This window comes from Kribbella sp. NPDC050470 (assembly GCF_044458365.1).
GTDB lineage: Bacteria > Actinomycetota > Actinomycetes > Propionibacteriales > Kribbellaceae > Kribbella.
The window spans coordinates 274,975-291,505 of the sequence record NZ_JBITHV010000005.1 but is presented as its reverse complement, the minus strand read 5'-3'; the positions used below and the strand labels follow the sequence as shown (position 1 = coordinate 291,505).

Annotated in this window: 19 protein-coding genes; 6 read left to right on the top strand and 13 right to left on the bottom strand. The window is 65.6% G+C overall.

The window, feature by feature from the left end:
- Positions 1–37: 37 nt before the first annotated feature.
- Positions 38–874, top strand: a complete 837-nt coding sequence (locus ACIBGM_RS16635) for a hypothetical protein (RefSeq protein ID WP_396386047.1) — start codon at positions 38–40, stop codon at positions 872–874.
- Positions 875–927: 53 nt separating this feature from the next.
- Here the strand turns inward: ACIBGM_RS16635 and ACIBGM_RS16630 are convergent, their stop codons facing one another.
- The 5 genes from ACIBGM_RS16630 to ACIBGM_RS16610 all read right to left on the bottom strand — a co-directional run bounded on the left by ACIBGM_RS16630 (position 928) and on the right by ACIBGM_RS16610 (position 4,048).
- Positions 928–1,497 (bottom strand): hypothetical protein, encoded by a 570-nt coding sequence (locus ACIBGM_RS16630; RefSeq protein ID WP_396386046.1) that lies wholly within the window; start codon positions 1,495–1,497, stop codon positions 928–930.
- 279 nt (positions 1,498–1,776) lie between these two features.
- Positions 1,777–1,947: a hypothetical protein gene (locus ACIBGM_RS16625; protein ID WP_396386045.1), complete on the bottom strand. Its 171-nt coding sequence runs from the start codon at positions 1,945–1,947 to the stop codon at positions 1,777–1,779.
- A 48-nt stretch (positions 1,948–1,995) separates the two neighbouring features.
- Positions 1,996–2,790 carry a DUF6602 domain-containing protein gene (locus ACIBGM_RS16620; RefSeq protein WP_396386044.1) on the bottom strand — a complete coding sequence of 265 codons (795 nt, stop codon included), beginning with the start codon at positions 2,788–2,790 and terminating at the stop codon, positions 1,996–1,998.
- Positions 2,787–3,302 carry a Mov34/MPN/PAD-1 family protein gene (locus ACIBGM_RS16615; RefSeq protein WP_396386042.1) on the bottom strand — a complete coding sequence of 172 codons (516 nt, stop codon included), beginning with the start codon at positions 3,300–3,302 and terminating at the stop codon, positions 2,787–2,789. The genes ACIBGM_RS16620 and ACIBGM_RS16615 overlap by 4 nt, the downstream gene beginning before the upstream one ends.
- Complete coding sequence (locus ACIBGM_RS16610; protein WP_396386217.1) at positions 3,287–4,048, bottom strand: ThiF family adenylyltransferase; 762 nt, start codon at positions 4,046–4,048, stop codon at positions 3,287–3,289. Before ACIBGM_RS16610 ends, ACIBGM_RS16615 begins: the two co-directional genes overlap by 16 nt.
- 279 nt (positions 4,049–4,327) lie before the next feature.
- On the opposite strand from ACIBGM_RS16610, the gene ACIBGM_RS16605 reads away from it, so the two are divergent.
- Positions 4,328–4,600: a hypothetical protein gene (locus ACIBGM_RS16605; RefSeq protein WP_396386226.1), complete on the top strand. Its 273-nt coding sequence runs from the start codon at positions 4,328–4,330 to the stop codon at positions 4,598–4,600.
- On the opposite strand, the gene ACIBGM_RS16600 is transcribed toward ACIBGM_RS16605, so the two are convergent.
- The 6 genes from ACIBGM_RS16600 to ACIBGM_RS16575 all read right to left on the bottom strand — a co-directional run bounded on the left by ACIBGM_RS16600 (position 4,579) and on the right by ACIBGM_RS16575 (position 9,259).
- Positions 4,579–5,139, bottom strand: a complete 561-nt coding sequence (locus ACIBGM_RS16600; RefSeq protein ID WP_396386041.1) for a hypothetical protein — start codon at positions 5,137–5,139, stop codon at positions 4,579–4,581. The two genes, ACIBGM_RS16605 and ACIBGM_RS16600, sit on opposite strands and share 22 nt — an antisense overlap.
- A gap of 38 nt (positions 5,140–5,177) precedes the next feature.
- Positions 5,178–6,143 (bottom strand): nucleotidyltransferase, encoded by a 966-nt coding sequence (locus ACIBGM_RS16595; RefSeq protein WP_396386040.1) that lies wholly within the window; start codon positions 6,141–6,143, stop codon positions 5,178–5,180.
- Positions 6,144–6,669: 526 nt separating this feature from the next.
- Positions 6,670–6,834: a hypothetical protein gene (locus ACIBGM_RS16590; RefSeq protein WP_396386039.1), complete on the bottom strand. Its 165-nt coding sequence runs from the start codon at positions 6,832–6,834 to the stop codon at positions 6,670–6,672.
- Between the two features lie 776 nt (positions 6,835–7,610).
- Positions 7,611–8,363, bottom strand: a complete 753-nt coding sequence (locus ACIBGM_RS16585) for an IS3 family transposase (protein WP_396386038.1) — start codon at positions 8,361–8,363, stop codon at positions 7,611–7,613.
- Between the two features lie 150 nt (positions 8,364–8,513).
- Positions 8,514–8,807, bottom strand: a complete 294-nt coding sequence (locus ACIBGM_RS16580) for a transposase (protein WP_396386036.1) — start codon at positions 8,805–8,807, stop codon at positions 8,514–8,516.
- Positions 8,808–8,911: 104 nt separating this feature from the next.
- A complete protein-coding gene (locus ACIBGM_RS16575) occupies positions 8,912–9,259 on the bottom strand; it encodes a hypothetical protein (protein WP_396386034.1) in 348 nt (115 codons plus the stop codon).
- A 93-nt stretch (positions 9,260–9,352) separates the two neighbouring features.
- On the opposite strand from ACIBGM_RS16575, the gene ACIBGM_RS16570 reads away from it, so the two are divergent.
- Positions 9,353–10,519 (top strand): helix-turn-helix domain-containing protein, encoded by a 1,167-nt coding sequence (locus ACIBGM_RS16570; protein WP_396386033.1) that lies wholly within the window; start codon positions 9,353–9,355, stop codon positions 10,517–10,519.
- Positions 10,520–10,838: 319 nt separating this feature from the next.
- On the opposite strand, the gene ACIBGM_RS16565 is transcribed toward ACIBGM_RS16570, so the two are convergent.
- On the bottom strand, positions 10,839–13,973 hold the full coding sequence (locus tag ACIBGM_RS16565; protein ID WP_396386031.1) for a BTAD domain-containing putative transcriptional regulator: 3,135 nt from the start codon (positions 13,971–13,973) through the stop codon (positions 10,839–10,841).
- Positions 13,974–14,147: 174 nt separating this feature from the next.
- Here ACIBGM_RS16565 and ACIBGM_RS16560 point away from each other — a divergent pair, with 174 nt between their 5' ends.
- The 3 genes from ACIBGM_RS16560 (at position 14,148) to ACIBGM_RS16550 (ending at position 15,290) form a co-directional block, all read left to right on the top strand.
- Complete coding sequence (locus tag ACIBGM_RS16560) at positions 14,148–14,513, top strand: hypothetical protein (RefSeq protein ID WP_360516623.1); 366 nt, start codon at positions 14,148–14,150, stop codon at positions 14,511–14,513.
- 261 nt (positions 14,514–14,774) lie between these two features.
- On the top strand, positions 14,775–15,131 hold the full coding sequence (locus ACIBGM_RS16555) for a hypothetical protein (protein WP_360516620.1): 357 nt from the start codon (positions 14,775–14,777) through the stop codon (positions 15,129–15,131).
- 24 nt (positions 15,132–15,155) lie between these two features.
- A complete protein-coding gene (locus ACIBGM_RS16550; protein ID WP_360516617.1) occupies positions 15,156–15,290 on the top strand; it encodes a hypothetical protein in 135 nt (44 codons plus the stop codon).
- A gap of 239 nt (positions 15,291–15,529) precedes the next feature.
- Here the strand turns inward: ACIBGM_RS16550 and ACIBGM_RS16545 are convergent, their stop codons facing one another.
- A complete protein-coding gene (locus ACIBGM_RS16545; protein ID WP_360516614.1) occupies positions 15,530–16,459 on the bottom strand; it encodes a DUF4394 domain-containing protein in 930 nt (309 codons plus the stop codon).
- Between the last annotated feature and the right edge of the window lie 72 nt (positions 16,460–16,531).

Here is a 16,531-nt window from a genome sequence, read left to right as displayed (position 1 = left end):
CATTCCATGGCCTCACGCCGCCCCGTATCCTTCGTGGATGGTGACCCAGGAGGCGCTGCGTGGCTATGTCCTCGAGGAGTTCATTGCACGGCTCGTGAAGGACAGCGGCTACGACCTACTCGTACATCATTCGCAGGATCCTTTCGCGCTGACAACGAAGAGCAATGAGCTCAACATCCTGGGCCGCGGCGCTCCACATCAGGTAGACGTGCTCGGCCAACTGCGGACGCAGATCCCTCTGACCTACCCTCTGCGTTTGTTCATCGAGGTCAAGTTCCGCAACGGGAAAACAGGGCTGGCGACCCTGCGCAACGCGCTGGGTGTCCTCAACGACGTCAACGAACACTACTCTTGGCGAGCTGCGAACGACGCTTCCAGCACCGCCCGGTATGACTATCGCTATGCGATCTTCTCCACCTCAGGCTTCACGAACGATGCCATCCAGTACGCCGTCACACAACGACTATCGCTCGGGGACCTCAGCACGCCAGCCTTCCGATGGCTACGCGACGCCGCGGACAGTACAACGACCGCCATCCTGAAATTGGCCAGCAAGAACAAGCAGGGCACCTTTCGTGTGCGGCAAGTCCGCATCGCGCTGCGGAGGGCTTTCGCGACTATGCCACCCGGGCTTCCGCCGTTCAGGTTCAAGGACGGTCTACCGCAAACGGAGCTGCGCAAATCGCGCACGATGCAGCCGAGAGGATCGACAACGAGCTGTACGTCGGCTTCGCGACCGACAGCCCTTTCATTGTGTTTCTCCAGCCGGACGAACCTCAGGACGCGAACGCCTTTCTCAACGAACAGATCGTGGACCGCCAGCCGGAACGTCCGCTCACGTTGGCACGGAGTGGGCCTAGCGAGTGGCTCGTGACTACCGACAACACACAGCAGCCGATGACGTTGCGTCTCGCCATACCCGAGGGCCTAGCCCGTTGGGTAGTAGCCGAACCGGTCAACCAGGACATCGGAAATCTCGATGCCATTTCGAGCCCTCAGCCCCCTCGGCCCCGCCCACTCTTGATCGCTGCAATGGGCGGCGAGCTGGCTGAGGTGACCTTCGAACCAGCACCACGCGTCCGGCCACTTCAAGATCCAACGAGCTTCGACCCAGGCGAGCCCTGGCGGCGACCTGACCTCGCCTACCGCGATGAAGGTTCCGCCGAAGAGCCAGGTGGATCCCCATGGAATCCCGATGCGTTCTCCGAACTTATTCGCCTCCTCCGGCAAGAGGACGCTGTGCAGTCGGCAGTAATCGAGTACGCGGCTCGGCATCACGGTCGGATCACTCGAGCTCGTGTCTATGCGCTTGCCGCATACGAGCAAAGTCGAAGCCTCAAAGGCTTCACCAGGCCAGCCAGAAGGATCACGAAACGTCTCGTACGCGCAGGACTCCTGCCGGCCGACGCCAAGTGGCCCCTGCAGGCGTACTACGCCGGTCACGCAGTTCGAGCGACCCACCTCGTGGTGCCAACTGAGTTCACCGACTTCATCCATCAACTTGACAACTGATCAGTCCCGGTGGCCTTAGGCCCAGTCTGGAGCGGCCGCCGCATGCGCTCGGAGCTCCGACGACTTGGAGATGATGTCGGCCCATCGGTCCCCGCCCGACCGACTAGTTGGCCCGGTGAGGCAGCTTCGGTGATTATCGGGCCTGCTCGGACAGGAACATGCCTGTCGACATCCCGATGCCACATTTGATGATCGGAGTGGTCGCCAAGCAGCGTTGTCCGCCGGGAAGCAACGACAACAACGCCGCTTAACGGTCAGGTTTGCTCAGTCGTAGAGCATGTGCGCCTGCTCAGTGCCGTCCTCGTCCTGATTGCCGGAGGCGACGTAGACGATGCTGGGGTTGATTGGGTCGCGAGCGACAACCTGATCCTTGTCGGGTTGGGCAGTTACTTTGTCGCCCGCGAGTGGGCCGTTGACCAATCGATACGTCCTCATGCACGCATGATGCAGGGCCAAGGCGCTTAGCGTCTCGCCGTGATGCGGTCACGTCCCGGAGTCTGCTGCTCCGGCCTGCTGGATCTTCTGCTCGTATTTCTCCATGTCGACGGCTGGGACAGTGCCGATGGCTTGGAGTTGCCGGAAGAGTCGAATGGCGAAGTGGATGAGTTGTTGTCCGTTGTCGCTGGTTGTGCGTTGGGTGGTGACCATGGCTCCGGTGAGTGTGGGGGTGTAGTCGAAGCAGAAGTCGTCTAGGGCGATGCCGATGTTGAGGAACCCGGGGTCGTCAGGAGTGGGTTGGTGTTTGTCGAGGTTGGCGAGGGCGTCCTGCCAACCGTTTCGGGTGGCAAGTATGCCGCCGATGATGGGGCTGAGGGCGATCTGTGCAGGCTCGTATTTGCCGCCTTTGTGGACGATTGGTGCTGAGGTTCGTTCTAGGTTGCGAACGGTAGTGACCTTCTGGATCGCGGCCCGCACGTAGGCAGCGTTGAGTTCGGGTTTGATTTCGAAGACAGCGTAGACGCTTTCGACAGGCACGAAGCGCACGTTGTTGGCTCCGCCAAACCATTGGGGCGAGTAATGCTTGTCGTAGACGGCGACGTCGATTTGTTCGCTCATGTTGCCATGGTGGTCAACGGCGAAGATCGGGCCGACTTCGTATCGGGTGGGGAGGAAGTCACGGATGAGACCGGTCCAGTCGCCTTCGGATACATCCCCTTGGGTGGGGCCATGGCTCGTCACGTCGCGGATGGCGAGGAATGAGGCCTTAAGGGCTGCCTGCTTGTTGATGAATGCCCGGTGGAGGTCGAATGCTGGGCGCTCGTCTTGTTCGTCCGTCACGGCTGTCTCCTGAGCGAGATGGGGGTGGCATGGGTCGAGTCGACGAGCCATGTAACGGCGCTGATGGTTCCTTCGTGCTCAGTGACGATGATCGAGATGAACTGGGTGAAGTCGAGTTCTGGGTCGTTGAGATGTTGGAGGTAGGAGGTCAGGTCGCGGGGGCTTGGGACGGGTTCTTGGTTTGGGTGGGTGTGCCATTCACCGAGCCATTGACTGCGGTCGTGGGTCCATGCTGCTTCGGCGAGCGCCGTGGCGTGTGCGAGATCGCGGTCGAAGGTGTGTGTTCCGCGTCGGGCGTCAGGGCCGGCATCGCCTGCGTGCCGAATTTCAACCCGTTGGCCGAAGTCGTGGCCGAGGAGTATGCCGCCGGTTTCCAGCCCGTCGCGAGACTGCCGTGCTTCGCGGGCGATCACATTGAGTGCGGTCGCGGTGATCGATACTTCTGGCGCGCTGTTCGACTCGGGGGCCAGTGTGGGGAAAGCGTCCGGATTACCGGTCATCGTGACCCGCATGTGGGACAGTTCGGGCGCGGTGGCGGCAGATCTGACCAGCGAGTTTCTCCTGCGTGGTGGAGGTCAAACGGCGGTGTGAGATCGCCTGTGGGGCGTAGGCCAACGATGGCGTGCTCTGCGGGAAGCCGCTGCGTAGTGTCCCCGTGCAGGGTTTCGAGAACAGTGGCGACGGCGATCTTGGCGGCGAGATTGCCAACGTGGTGGAGGTCGGTGGGCACCGCAGTCATTGCCTGGTGCACACGTCCGGTGCCGTAGTCGAGCTCTTGGTCGGCTTCAGCGTCCATCGCCCCTTGTTCGGCGAGTCGGCGCCGAAGACAAAGCAGGCACCCTATGCGCGGTGTGGGTCTGAGTCTGATGATCTCGCCGATGGAGCCGTTGTCGAGGACACATGCGAGGACTGCGGGGATGTTCGCTCTTCGGGCGAGGTGGCTGACGACTCGGCGTGGAGCGATGCCGTCGGCGGCGCAGAGTACAAGGTCGACGTTCTTGATGGCGGGACGAACGTGGTGGGCGTCGTCAACAACGTCGAGGGCGTGCGGGATGAATCTGGTGAGTGGCCACCGTTCGGTGAGATATGTGCTGAGCGCCCCAGCTTTGCGCCATCCCACATGCTCTGGAGGCAAGACGTGCCGCACGACGTTGTGCCACAGGTAGCGGTCAGGATCGACAAGTTCGATTCGTCCTATGCCGTAGGCGGCAAGTGCTTGGGCGGCGACTGCGCCGATGCTCCCGCAACCGACAATCATGACCGCGTTACGTTGCAGGCGGGCCAGCGGCCACGTGTCGGCCATCTGGCCGAGGCCAAGTACCTCTGGCTCGATTGCTACCGCGATGGGGCGCACGCCTTCACGCTCAATCAGCCATGCTGCGAACTCGCTCGCGCCGTGCTGCTTGAACACCTCGAGTACATCTGGTTGATGGGTGATAAGGATTCCCGAGTTCTTCCCCGGATCTAGGACCCCTGCGAGGAGGTCTCGGAACCGGTCATAGTTGAGGGCGGTGCCAGGCCGGCGCAGGGCGTGCCAATGCCATTCGTGGAGGGGGACACCGGTCACGCGCCGCCACTGGCCATGCACATCGACGTCGCCCCACTTCAGGCGTTTGTACGGGTCTCCTACATCGACCGGGAGACGCAATCCTCGGCTGGTTTCAATGAGGTTGAGCACGTAAAAGTCGTCGGCGACGACGTGACGGAGTCCGATTACGCCGCCACCCTCAACCGACGCCTTGAATTTCTCAAGGGCGTCGCGCGGAAAGAGCACAGACAGAACCGACATCAGGCGGTGTTGCCATTCTGACTCGGGATTGTATCTTCCGGTTCGTCGTTCGTCGTGTTTTCGAGCTGCTGCGTGGCTGGTCCGATCAGGCCGTCAAGGCGGTCGTCATCGACAATACCGCGCTCGGTCATCTTGTCGATGACACCGGCCTTCATCAGCGCATACTCGACATGCCATCCAGCGGCTTTCAGGAGCAATTCGGTAATGCTGGCCTCCGGTTGCCACTGGCCTTGACTCTGCAGCAGGCACAGGGATCCGTCTGGGGCCACGTGCCAGATCGCCTGCGTTCGCTCCTCGATCTCGGGCTCAGGCATCACAGGGTAGATCGCCGGGGACACCATCGGGTGTGCCGCTGAAAAGACCACCTCGATCTCGAGACCCGTCTCCAACAGTCTGCCTAGACCGTCGGGCTCGGCACGCTCGAAGGGCCACAACGGCAGACGTCCGCGCCATCCGCCGTGCAGAAACCTCTGCGACCGTGGTTCGACGAACCTCAGGTCGGGCGCGAACTCCTCGACCTCTCGCCGATCTCGTTCAAGCCGCTTGGGTTCGTCATCCATCCAGAGAACGCTGGCGGCCGCCTCCGTACCATTGGCCGTCATCCCTGCGGCGTGTCCTTGACCTTGTGCGGAGGCAAGACGGGCGGCACGATCACCGACTTGCCGCCGTCCGATGGTGGCTCCGGAAAATCGTCCCCAAACAATTCGCGCCAGTAGCCGATGGCGAGCGCGGTACCGTTCCGGGCCTGTGCCCGGATGGCGTTGCTGGATAAGTCGCGAGCGGTCGCCAAGCACTCACCGAAAGCGGCGAGGTCAAGATCCTTCTGTATGACCCCGCACAGGCCCGCCGGATCCTCGATGTTAAATCCGTTGTTCGCGTGGTCCCACGCCTTGTGGAAGAACTCGTTCAGCGCGGAGGGGCGGTTCGTGTCGGTCGGAAGGTAGTTAAGCGCGAGCACCTCCATCACCAGCGACTTGATCTTGATGTCCTGATCGGATGCCCACCACTTGAGCATGCGGATGGTGCCCGCGAACTTGTTCCACTCGGCATGGCGGGCGGCGATCTCGCTGATCAGGTATTCGGGATTCGTCTCAACCCAGATCCGGTTCTTGGCTTCCGGGACGAGGAGCACACCATCACGACGCAGAGCCGGCATGGCGTCGACCGTGAAGCCACTGTCATCGTCAGGGTCATCGAGGAAGCACTTGACCGCATGATTGCGCGGCGAGGCGAGCCGTACCTCCCGCGCATGAGTGCCAGCCGTTGCGCCGAGGACATCGTTGATCACGCTTCCCGTATATGAGAGGGCGTCTTCGGCAGAGTCACCCGGCTCGCCCCAGTCGGGGTGATCGTCTTCGTCATAGATCACGACCACGTCGACGTCGTTGATTGGATCCTTGTGCGTGCCTCGGGCCAGTGACCCGCTAGGAAGAACCTCGTCGACATCCGCCTCGACCGCCAGGCCGCTCTTGAAGACATCGCGACGCTGCCTCGCCGTCTTGAGCGGTGCCGGAGGGACGTTCACGGCGTCCTGAAAAATGCCAAAGGCGTCGTTCACGTCCACTGCGGTTCTCCTCGTCCTTGTCTCTCTACGACCTAATCTAGAGATGACCTCCGACAGATCTGCGGAACGCGAGAGCGTCGCGCCCCCTTCGACCACGTTCATCGACCCACCAGGCACATCCATCGGTGACAGGAGGTCACGAAGTCGCCCGGCAGAGCCTGTATCGCTACAGAGAGCCACCGCGTTACGGGGTTGCAACTCATCGAAGACCACCGGGTCGGCATCCGGCGCGATAGGCCTGCGGCGAGACAGATCAATAGCTGAGCTCTCAACCATAACGCCGGACTGCCCCGGCTGGAGGATGGCACGGATCGCACCCAACGAGTCCCGCGATGCCGTCACACTTCTTGCATTCGAGGCGTTTCAGCTACGTGCAACGGCTATTCCTACATGCGGCCGAGCCGGCCGTTGAGCGTTTACGGACGAGCCGCCACCGCCGTTTGGCACTGATACGACCGCGCGTCGACATGTCTGTGCGCACTGCGCTGCCACCTACACGGCGGCCAGATCCGACCAACGCTTCTGCTCAGATCGCTGCCTCCGCCGCTGGCGAGACCGGCGCCGTGTCCGAGCGATTGAGGCAAGAGGCGCCGAAGACGTCAACGCTCTGCTCGCAGAAATCGAGCGTCTGCAGCGCCAAGTCACCGAACTTCAGCAAGCCAACGCCGCCCTTCGTGAGGCTCTTTCGCACGCTCAGATGCGGCCGGTCTCGGCACATTCCAGGTTCCGCAGACGGAGCTGATCGACGGTTCGCACAACCGTAAAACAGTGTCAACCGACGACGCTTGCCTGCCGCCTTCTATCCGGGTCAGCACCTCATCCAGACCCGATTTCGAACCTCGTCTGATCTCAATGACGACCCAGGTTCGCTCGGTGACTTGGCTCAATTTGGCGCTGCGCGTGCCCGTGCTGAGTCGATCCCGAAGCTAAAGCGTGGACGACATCCGACCGGACCCGGCCGGCGGTGCCGCCACTCCTCGAGGCTGCCGACAAGCACAGCGGCCCGGCGACCTGGCTGCCGGACATCCTCCGCAAGGGTGCACATGCCTCATGGCTCCATCCCGAGTTCGTGGTCGGCGGAGACGCCAAGGACGGCTCTGAGGCCTTCCCGGTAGGCGCTGCCGGTTCGGCGTACCGCTCCGCGTTCCAGCTTCGCGATGTATGCGCCGTCCAGTGCGGCGTGCTCGCATTTCGTGTGCCAAAGCCACGCGCAGACTGCGTCCGCCAGCTCAGAGCGTGAGATCGAACGATCGGGATTTCCCGGGGACGGCGTACGCATCGGCAATCCCCTGAAACCGTAGAGACTTGAGATTTGTTGTTTTCGGTTGTGGCCCTCGGTGTCCCGCTGGCTGCCTGGGGAGCTCGCCCGGAGTCCGGTGTCAGGGCTGGCCGGAGGCCACCCGGAGGGCTTGGCCTTGATGCCGGCGAGGACGAGGTCAGACTCCGGTGTGCGGGAAGCGGGGTCGTTCATGCTGCGTGGTCGTGTTCTGGCTCGTGGCCGGCGTGGAGGGTGAGTTCGTAGCTGGTTGGGGAGCGCATGCCTAGCGCGGAGTGGCGCCGGTCGTGGTTGTATTCCTCGATCCAGGCCGCGACTCGCCTGCGGGCCTGGCCCAAGGTGTTGAAGTGCTCGAGCCTGCGCAGTTCGAACTCCACGGTGGAGTGCCAGGCCTCGATCACCGCGTTGTCCAGTGCTGACCCGACCCGGCCCATGGACTGGGTGATGCCAAGCCGGGTGCAGGCGGTCCGGAAGGTGCCGGCGGTGTATTCACTGCCTTGGTCGGAGTGGAAGATGACGCCTGCGATCGCGGGTTGGCCGCCGCGGACCGCGACCGCCATCACCAGCGCGTCATAGGCGAGGTCGGCGTTGTGGTGTTCCCCCAGGCAGAACCCGACGATGCGTCGCGAGCCCATGTCCAGCACGCTGTCCAGGTAGAGCTTGCCTTCGTCGGTGTCGATCTCGGTGCCGTCGCCGTACCACTTGCGGTTCAGCTGTTCGGTGGCGAAGTCACGCCCGATCAGGTCCGGTGCCCGCCATGTCCCCCGGCCCGGGCGCGTGGTCTGCTTGCGGCGCCGTTTCCGCCGGGCCTGCAGACCGAGCTCCCGCATGAGTTTGGCGACGGTGTTCTCGCTGACCCGCCAGCCCTCGTCGCGCAGGTCGGCGGTGATCCGCGGCGACCCGTAGGTCCCGTGATGGGTGGCGAACCACCGCCCGATCGCCACCTTCAACTGCTCCCGCCGCGCATGCTGGGGCGACGGGATCGCCGTGGCGCCACTTGTAGAACCAGGCCTGGCTGACCCCCAGCGCCCGGCAGCTGGTCGCGTGCGGCACCCCGTAGGTGTCCCTCTGGGCGGCGATGAAGCGGGCCACGGCTACCGGCCCATCGCGTCCTTGACCCAGAGGGCGACCGAGCGCTTGAGCACATCGCGCTCCATCGCCAGCTCCGCGTTCTCCCTGCGCAGCCGGGCCAGCTCGGCCCGTTCGTCCTCACTCAACCGGCCGTCACCACCGTGGGCTCGCCTGTCCCTGGCCACCCAGTTCGCCAACGTGCCCGAGTTGACACCCAACTCCCGAGCCACCTGCGCGATCGGTTTGCCAGTCTCCCGGACAATCCGAACCGCACCCTCCCGGAACTCTCGATCAAACTTCCGTCGTGCCTCAGCCATCGCCCTCACCTCAAAGGGGATGTCTCCACGCTACGAGGGGAAACCCACATCCGCGCCTCACGGAGCAAGGTGTTTGGTCTGCGCGCACTCACTTGTTCTTCCGCTCAGTAGTTCTCGGCGATGAGTACGTCGCGAGCTATGGCGTCGGCGATGTGTCGCCGGAGCTTGACCGGATCGCCGTGGATGGCGAGATGCTGGATGCCTGGCAGCACGACTGCGGCGCCGTCGGTAAGTGCCGCATCAAGCAGCGCGCGCAGCGCAGCTGGTGAGGTCTCGACCTTCTCCTCGAATATCTTGCCGAGCCGGTAACCGTGATGGTCAGCCGTTCGCAGCATGCGAGCCCGGATGTCAGCCTTCTCCCGCGCGTCCATGAAGAGGTGTTCGCGGTAGTAACCGTGCAGAACCGGCAGCTCCGCCGCCGTTTCGCCGACCGCACGTTCCCCGTTGTTCATGAGTCGAGCGTCCCGTTGCGCAGCGTGGTGGGATACCTCCGCCGCGTTGACTACGCTGGTTGTCAACAGTCATCGCCCGAGGGAGATCAGGGCATGGAGTTCGGCGAGATTGCCCGCGAGGCGCTGCGCGAGAAAGGCCTGTCTCTGCGCGCGGCAGCCCGCGCCTTGAACTTCGACCCCGCCTACCTGTCCCGGGCGCTAAGTGGCAGACAGCGCCCGTCGCGCGCACTCGCTGAGGCCCTGGACGCATTGCTAGAGCAGAACGGAGCGCTGGCCGCGGCCGCGCCTGCGCCATCGCCGATTCCAGTCCTTGGCGAGCTCCGTCCGGACGATGACATGTTCGGCCGGCTGGCCGCAGTCACAAACGGCAGGGCCCGCGTGGACTCTCAGGTCTTCGACTGGCTGGAGCGCTCGCTTGCTGATCACCGCCGCGCCGAGGACGAGGTCGGTGGTGAACCGCTCGCGCCTGTGATCAAGGCGCAACTGAGAACCGTCCACAGCCTCGGACAGGCTGCGCCCGCCGCCCTTCGCGATCAGTTGGTGTCGCTGGCATCGCAGTACGCGCAGTTCATGGCCTGGATCGTGAACGACTTGGGCGACAAGGCCGGAGCTGTTGCCTGGTACGACCGCGCACACGACTGGGCGATGGAAGCCGCCAACCCCGCGATGGCTGCCACCGTTCTCAGCATGAAGGCCCACATAGCGTGGTCCCTCGGCGACGGCCCCAAGACAATCCGAATGGGCGAGGCTGCGCGCTGGCATAACCACCGTGTCTCCCACGGCGTGGATGGGATGGCCGCGCAGATGGTTGCCCGAGGCCACGCTCTGGTCGGTGACGGCGAAGCGGCACGGCGCGCCTTGGATGAGGCGCAAGCACTGATCTCGCAGGCCGCCGACCGCCCCGAAGACGAACCGGACTGGATGTACTTCTACGGAGACGACTGGTTCACCGCCCAGCGCGGCATGATCGAACTGGAGTTGGGAAACGGCGAATCCGCCGTCCAATTGCTCAGCCAAGCACTCGACGCGCTGCCCCACAACTACCGCCGCGATCGCGCCTGGTACGCCGCATGTCTCGCAAAGGCTCACTCCGTTGCAGGTGACCTTGATGCAGCGTCCGACCTGGCCGGCCAGACCGCCCCGGACGCTCTCGCCCTCAACCGGTACGCAGTCGACGAACTGCGCGGCGTGGCGGCAGTCATCGACGCCAAGCTTCCCCGCACAGGCCGCGACCTGTCCGAGGCGCTCCGGACAACCTGATGAACTGACCGCTTAACTGACCGGAATGAACGGCCAACAGCGGCCAACGTCGCGAAGCGACAACAACTGCTCCCTGACCTTTCCGCAGGTCACGGGCACATCTGGCAATCAATGCGAGATGACGGCACAGCAGTCACGACAAAGCGGTGGTTAGGGGTTCGAATCCCCTCACCGGCTCTCTCGCAGTGGTGTTATCCACGCCGGCGCTCTCGGGACGACGACGCCTCGTCGCGCGGGCAATTGCTAATCGATGCAAGCACAGCTGTGAGGAGACGGGGGCAGGACCGTTGACGGGGCCGTCCGTGGTCGCTGCGGTCGGTTACGTGTCCTGGTCGGCTGTTGGTGGCCGCGCTGCACGCGGGTGGCGGTGCTCGGCGGGCTCGTGATCGCCGTCGCGCTCTGGTTCATCACCGCTCTTTGCAGGCCTGTCGGTTCGTGCTCGGGGCGATTGTGCCAGGTGGGTGGCGCTCGTGGCCTGGACGCCCTCGACCGCGTCCAGAAGGGCGCGGACCTTGGTCGCTTCGGGTACGTCGAGTTCGGTGTGGATGTCGAGGGCCACCAGCCAATGATGGCGGGCCTTGTCGGCCGAGCGTCCATGGTAGGCGTGCGCCAGGCCGTCGTACGCCCGGGCCTGCTGGTACCGGGCACCGACACCACGGGCGACCACCAGAGCCTCCTCGTGGTGCGTGCATGCCTCGTCCGGCCGGCCGGCCATCTGGGCGGTGTATCCAAGGTTGTTCAGGGTCTCCGCCTCACCGAGGCAGAGGCCGTGCCGACGTCGCAGGTCGAGGGCCTGGTGCAGGTGGTCGAGCGCCAGGTCCAGCTGATGTCGTTGCCGGTAGAGGCAGCCGAGGCTGTCCAGGGTGGCGGCCAAGCAGTCACGGTTACCGGTCTGCCTATGGACCGCCGCCGCCTGCTGGAGCAGCGCGAGCGCATGCTCGTCCCGGCCGAGGAGTCGGCAGACCTCACCGAGCCTCTGGGCGGCCCGGGCCTGACCGTCCCGGTTGCCCAGCCGGCGGTGCAGCACGAGCGCAATTCCGAGATGCTCGAGCGCCTCGTCGTACTGTCCCAGCCGAGCCTGGATGCCGCCGAGGGCATGACGGGTGCGAGCCAGGTTGAGCATGTCGCCGAGCTGACTGTAATTGGACAGGGCCCGTCGGCAGAGGTCGAGCGACTCGTGATACTGATCGGCGGCCGAGCTGACCAGACCGAGGCTGTACAGCACGTGTGCCTCGCCCGCTGGGTCGTCGATCCGGTCGTACAGCACGAGAGCCTGCCGCAGCAGTTCCCTGGCCGACTCGATCAGGCCCCACCGGGCATGGACGCTGGCGAGATAGCGCAGCGCGTCCGCCTGCCCATGGTCGTCGCCACACCGGCGGGCCGCCGCCTGGGCGTGCCCGTGCAGGCGCTCCGCGTCGGCGAACAGCCCCTGGCTGTCGAGGTGCCGGAACAGGATGCGGGACAGGTCGACGGCATGCGCCGGCCAGCCGTCGGTCGCCCGGGCCGCCACCGCCAGCAGGTTCGTCCGTTCCCGGCCGAGCCATTCGGCGGCGGTCGCCGGATGGTCCAGGCCAGGAACGCTGCTTGCCCGGTAGAGCCTGGTCGGCAGCCGGCCTGCCGACGGGTGGCAGGCTGCGGTCGCGGACCGAGCGGAGCCGGAGTAGTGGTCGAACAGCCTGGTCAGAGCGGACCGGCGGGAGGACTCGCTCTCGTCCTCGGCGGCGGCGGTCGCGGCGTATGCGCGGATCAGGTCGTGCAACCGGTACCGGTCCGGCCGCGGACTCTCCAGCAGATGTACGTCGACCAGTTCTTCCAGCAGCCTGCTCGTCTCCGACAGCGGCGTGTCGGCCAACGCGGCGGCGGCATGACAGTCGAGGTCCGGCCCCGGGTGCAGGCCGAGCAACCGGAACACCCGTCGCTGGTCGGCGGCGAGCTTGCCGTACGACAGACCGAACGCGGCGGCCACACTGCTCCGCCCGGCCACCAGCTCACCAAGCCGGGTCCGCTGGTCGCGGAGCCTGTCGGCCAGGTGGGCCATCGTCCACGCAGGGCGGGCGCGGAACCGTGCGGCCGCAATCCGAACCGCCAACGGCAGCCTTCCGCACATATCGACGATCTGTTCGACCGGATCACCCGGGGCAGTCTCACCGGCGATCCGGTTGAACAGGCCGATGGCCTCCACCGACCCGAGAACGTCCAGCGACAGCAGCCGAGCACCGTCCAAGCCGGTGAGCCGCCGTCGGCTGGTTGTCAGCACGAGGCACCGGCCTGCGCCGGGCAGCAACGGCCGCACCTGCTCTTCGCTGACGGCGTTGTCCAGCACGATCAGAACCTGCCGCCGCGCGAGTTCGCTGCGGTACAGCGCCGACCGCTCAGGCAACGAGTGCGGGATCTGGCTGCCGGCACAGCCGAGGGCCCGGAGCATCCGGTCGAGTGCCTCCTCCGGATCGACTGGCCTGCCGCCGTCAGAGCCGCCGTGCAGGTCGACGAAGAGCTGCCCGTCAGGAAACTCGCGGGCGAGCCGGTGGCTGGCCCGGACCGCCAGCGCCGTCTTGCCGACCCCGGCCATGCCGTCGATCACGATCACCGCCGGCAGGCCATGGTCGCGAGAACCCTTGAGCAGCGCGGTCAGCTCTGCCGCACGACCGGTGAACGTGGGCAGGTCGGCCGGCAGTTGGGCCGGCGGAGCAGCCGGACGTACGGCGTCCGGCCGGCAGTCGCCGCGCAGCAGTGACTGGTGCACCGTCCGGAGCTGCGGCCCCGGTTCGATGCTGAGCTGTACGGCCAGCATCTTGCGGGTCTGTTCGAACAGTTCGATCGCGTCGGCGGTCCGGCCAGTCCGGCCCAGCGCCTCCATCAGCAGGCCGACCAGGCGCTCCCGGAGCGGGTATGCGGCGACCATCTCGGTCAGCTCAGCGACCAGACTTGGTCCCTCACCCAGCCGGAGTGCCACGTCGTACTGCTCTTCCTGGCCAGCGAGCCGCAGTTCGGTGAGCGCCGCTGCGGTCGCGGCCGTGCTGGCAGTGGGTGACGTGTCGGCGAGCGGCTCGCCCCGCCACAACCGGTCGGCCTGGCGGTAGGTAGCCAGGCTGTCGTCCAGTGCGCCGGTCCGTGCCGCGGACCGTGCGGCGGTGAGCAGTCGCTCGAATCGCCAGCGGTCCAGTTCCTGCTCGTCCACCCGCAGCAGGTATCCCGGCCGGCGGGTGACCAGCCGGTCGGCAGCCGACGCGGCGCGCAGTGCCCGGCGTAGGCGGGAGACGTACCCGTGGACAAGGTCTCGCGGCTCGGCCGGCGGCTGCTCGGGCCACAGCTCGTCCACCAGCCGGTCGACGCTGACCAGGGTGTTCGGCGAGCAGAGCAGCAGCGCCAGCACCGTCCGGATGCGCGGCGGGCCGATCACCAGTTGCCGGCCCTGCTCACGGGCTTCGAGTGGACCCAGAACCAGGAACTCCATGGCACCCCCCAGGCGCTCTGGGTAGTCATCTTCGTCCATCGGTGCCCGTCCGGCCAGTGGTGGCGAGCCAGGCGACCAGCTTTCAGCCAGGTTCTGACCAGGCGACCACGGCAGCCTGAGCGATGCCGCGCCGCACACCGTGGCGCGGATCCAGCCCTAGGGGAAGGATTTCGGATGCGATCTCGACTACTCGCCGTTGCGGCGGGACTGACCCTCGCCGCGGCAACCCAGGTGGTGCTCGCGGCTCCGGCCAGTGCGGCGTGCGGCCACGACACCCACCCGGACCTGTACAGCGGCGGCGGAATCTACTTCCAGGAGAACGGCACCTACATCCGCACAGGTCCGCACGAGGGCTGTACTGCCTTGGGCATCGGCTATGCGGGCGAAGGTATCGACGTCCACTGCGTCGTGTACAGCGAACACACGAACTGGCAGGTCTGGTTCTTCGTCCGCGACCTCGACGATGGAACCGCCGGCTGGGCACGCCGCAACGACTTGCGCATCCCCAACACGGTCACCGTCCCGTTCTGTGTTCAGTGATCCTGCGATGAGGCGGACCGGCGGTCGCCCGGCGGCCGCCGGTCCTGATGTCTGCACGGCACTATCCAGTCCGCAGATGGACAGTGCGGCGACGGAGTGCTGCGGTCCTGCACGGCACAACCACAGGTCGTCGCACCAAGGCCGCCCTGACCGCCAACAGTCGCACCGAAATGACAGTGATTCCCCGGACGCGGCAGGCCGGTCCTGATCCTTAGCCTGCAAGGACGGGGCCCGTGACACGGGTCGGGGGGAGGATTCGACATGTGCAAGAAGGTGTCGGCCGCATTGTCTGCGCTAGCAGTCGTGTATGGCATTACCACCACGGACGTGCCGGCGGCGCAAACTGCGACCACCGGCAGGGTCTCCGTCGTCTACGGGAACTGGAACTGCCCGAACGGCGGCAAGGTCACCGCGATCCAGGCGTCGAACGCGGGCCTGTGGAAGACGAACTGGGACCGGGGCGATGCCGTCATCACCCCGAAGGTGCACTTGGGTCAGAGCAACACGATCAACGCAAACCTCTACTGCAGCGCAACGCGGGCACGACGCGGCGTGTACGTGTACGCCACCAACCGCACCTTCACACCCACGGCGAACGATCAGACATTCTGGCTGTGATCCTTGCCCGCGCTCAGGTGGTGGGTGCGCGAGCGGCACCGGCAGCAGCGGATTCTCCGGATCGTGCCGTTGCTGCCGCACGGCAGTGTGTACGTCGACGACGACGTGTCCGGCGTACGGGCCGAGATCGGGACCGGACGTGAACCGGTCGCGGGTTGATCGCGCCGTACCTGATCGTCGCCGAGAGGAACGTGATGTCACTGCCGCCGGAGCCGTGCGGGTTCGAAGACTCGGGCTGTCCACGAAGGAGATCGTCGAGGTCCAGTCGTTGATCGCCGAGAAGATCAACCTTCGCAACGCCATCGAGAATCGCTGACCGTCGAGCAAGCTTTCATGCATGCAAGCTGTCAGCCGTTGCCAGGCTCCGGTGGGGCGCCCGGAGCCTGGGCGGGGCGGGTTCAGCGGGCGAGCGGTATCGCGAGGTCGACGACGCGCGCGTTGCTCGGGAACGAGCCGAGGCGGGTTGCCTTGCCGGTGGTCAGGCCGATGTCGTACAGACGCATACGGCCGCCGGTTTCCAGTACGGCGAAGCCGCGGTTGCCGTCGCGCCGGGTCGAGATGTCGAACCCGGCCCATGGGCCGACGTCGATGGTGAGCTTGCCAGTGGCGGCGAGCAGCCCGGCGTTCGCGGGCGACTGGATGACTACCTGGTCGAGCATGGTGTCGATGTCGAACAGCGTCGTCGCGGTGTTCGGGTCGAGGTCGTTGTTCGTGTACGCCGCGGCCGTCACCTGGGTCGCCGTCGTCGGCGGGGCGGGCGGGACGCCCGGGTAGGCGAGCGTGCCGTCGGTGGCGGTCGTGCCGGCGGCCGGCGTACCGGCGGGGTCGTCGAGGTTGTGGCGCAGGTTCTGGCCGGTGTCGCTGATCACCCGCAGCCGGTTCGCGGCCGGGTTGAAGTCGACGCCGAAGTTCTGGCCGGCCAGCGGGACGGTGAGCTGGGAGACCTTGGTGGTCTGGCCGAAGTTGCGGGTGGTGTTGATGGTGTAGATGCCGCCCCGGTCGCCGACGCCGTACAGCTTGCCGTCCTGGACGCGGTAGTCGATGCCGACCAGGCGCTGGTCGTCCTTCAGTCCCTGGACCTTCGCCGTACGGCGGATCTTCTCGGCAGAGGTGACGCGGAACGTCACCAGGCGACCCTTGTCTGTCAGGCCGACCGTGTCTGAGCTCTGGACCGTCGCGGCCGGTGCCGTCGCGGTCTGCTGCGCTGCCTCTGTCCTGGCGCCGGCCGTGGCCTGTGTTGCGTTGCTGAGGAGCAGGGCTGTTGCGGGTAAGGCGATCGCGGCCAGCGTCGCCGCGAGGACCCGGACGCGTCGTCGTGATTGATGCATGCTGATTCACCCTCTCGATCGCGGCGCCGAACCACCCGGCGCCTCAACCACCTCTTCGACACCGTCCGTCGA